The 1,695-nt window shown below is 45.3% G+C and carries 1 protein-coding gene; it reads left to right on the top strand.

The window, feature by feature from the left end; all coding sequences use genetic code 11:
• Nucleotides 1–753: 753 nt before the first annotated feature.
• Complete coding sequence (locus Y696_RS13945) at nt 754–1,134, top strand: endonuclease domain-containing protein (RefSeq protein ID WP_121510831.1); 381 nt, start codon at nt 754–756, stop codon at nt 1,132–1,134.
• The last annotated feature ends 561 nt before the right edge of the window (nt 1,135–1,695 follow it).

The following is a 1,695-nucleotide window of genomic DNA, read 5'->3' as shown; positions in this document are numbered from 1 at the left end:
TGAGGCCTCATGGATCTCTGAATTACAATTCACCGATTGATTTCTCTCAAATTCAAAGCAATTTCGAGGAAGTGTTAGTTAAACCCTAGTGTCCTTATATTATTCTCCAATAATCAAGGGTCAGACCGAGAGCAGACGTCAATGAGGAAAAAATTGCTCTTTGTTCCAGAGGAAGGATCTGTTCTTGGTTAGTTAAAGTGAGATCAAAGAGATGCAAGTGACGGGGTTAGTTTCATCGCCAATCTTACTTGTTTCTTCTCTCTCAATTCTCTCGTGAGCGCAGCGAACCTCTCCACAATGCTCTTTCTCAATGGTCTTTGCTTCCCCGACGAAGTCGGAACTGGCCTGCGTTAGCAGACTGGCTCCCAAATGTTCCTAAAGTCCTTAATTCGCGTAAAAGGCAGAGATTCCAACCAAGACCTCCTTCGGGCGAACAGCCGTTCGCCCCTACAAGAGAACTGCATAATCGTCTGAAATTGTCATCCCGTAAAGCCTGACTTGCTCAACGCTTCTTCTGTCATCCCGTAGAGCCTGCCCCAAAATGCTCCTGTTTGGGGACTCTGCACGGGATTTCATTCTTCTCGTCCCTCTCACCATCTCTCTTATTCTCGCGTGTTCCTCAACCAGTAACCTGGACGCGTAGCGCTGAACGAAGAACCGTTCCTATGCTCTTGATCTTAAATCCCCGCTTGAGCGGGGGGGACCGCTTGCGGTGGGGAGTGTTCATGTTCTACAATTACATCGGTGATTGCTTTGACGGATTATCCTGCTTATGAACATAATTTGAAAGCTTTGGCGTCAACACTTAGAAAGAACGGAACGCTTGCGGAAGTACTTCTCTGGCAACAACTTAAGAAAAGACAAATCGAGGGCTATAGATTTATAAGACAGAAGCCTATAGGCAGATACATTGTTGATTTCTTTTGTAAGGAATTGAGCCTTGTAATTGAAATAGACGGCAGCTCTCATGACATCAGAGGCGAAGAAGATAGAAAGAGGCAGAAAGAACTTGAGGACATGGGATTCATTATCATCCGGGTCTCTGAAAAAGATGTTCGTTACAACATTGAAAGTGTCGTTGAGGGAATTAGGCAAAAGGTTATGCAGATTGCACAAAATAGAGGGCGTAGCTAATAAAGAGTGGCGAGACTCCTAATCATGTTGCTTCACCAACGAAGCCCTTCCCTTCTGACCAGGCAACGTTGACTTGTGTTGGAGTAGATTCTTCTCACTTCTAATCTCTTGCATCTCGAACTTGCTAATTAGTGCATAGCCTCCGCCACTACGTGGCCCTCCTCCCTCAAGGGAGGATTTAAGATCAGGATTCAGAGAGATTATCAGCTTTGCTTCACTGAATCGCCAATAGTATGATCATTCTCCTGCGTCTGCATCCCGTAGAGCCTGCCCTAGAATGTCCTCATTCTGTCATCCCGTGATGAAACTGCACGGGATCTTGCCCTGAGATCCGCTGTACGCTGAAAATCAGTTGTAAGTTGTGAGTTCTAAGTTGCAGCCAGAGATTGACTCAACTTTGACAGCAAGAAATCTGAAAACAGCTAAACAAGGGAAAAAATGAAAAGAAAAACAGACGTACCACCACAGTGGTCTGTTATGCAATCTCTTTGAGTAGATCCGGTGGTCTTATCTTGAGTGCTTTGAAAGCGTCGTAAGCATTGCCCATCGTTTCAGTCCTTG

The organism is Mesotoga sp. H07pep.5.4, assembly GCF_003664935.1.
GTDB lineage: Bacteria > Thermotogota > Thermotogae > Petrotogales > Kosmotogaceae > Mesotoga > Mesotoga prima.
This window is presented reverse-complemented; position numbering and strand designations above follow the sequence as displayed.